Source organism: Vibrio sp. S234-5 (assembly GCF_000960595.1).
Taxonomy (GTDB): domain Bacteria; phylum Pseudomonadota; class Gammaproteobacteria; order Enterobacterales; family Vibrionaceae; genus Vibrio.
In genome coordinates this window covers 1-388 of sequence record NZ_JZAM01000125.1, presented here as the reverse complement: position 1 = coordinate 388, position 388 = coordinate 1, and the positions used below count along the sequence as shown (strand labels likewise).

Sequence of the window (388 nt, the reverse complement as noted above, 5' to 3'; positions counted from 1 at the left end):
ATGCTTGGAGAATCGTTGCCATAGCTAAAAGAGCGGCCAGAACAGCAGGCTTTCCTCTTGGGTGGTCAGCATACATTGACATAAGCTTCTGATTAATCGCATCATTAATAATGAGATGACGATTGGTTCGCAAGAACACAAATAGCTTGCCAGTCTGCTTTAACTTTTGGCAAATAAACTGCTCTTTGTTTGAAAGAGCAGTAGGTGGTGCCCAGTTTCTAGAATTAGGCATAGTCAAATAGTTAATGAATTAAGAATAGTGTGTATTTGATCATGTTTCGAGGATAATGTCACCGTATGTTTTTTAAACTGTTCGTTGCATTAGGATCTAGGAAAAGTGGGGAAGAGCGATTTTTCTTCCGCTTTTGCCTTTCCCAGGACCAAGGGT

1 pseudogene is annotated in these 388 nt (G+C 40.5%); it reads right to left on the bottom strand.

Going from position 1 to position 388, the window contains the following annotated elements:
- Positions 1-232 (bottom strand): annotated as a pseudogene (locus UF06_RS27150) (IS5/IS1182 family transposase); the annotation flags it as partial.
- Positions 233-388 lie beyond the last annotated feature (156 nt).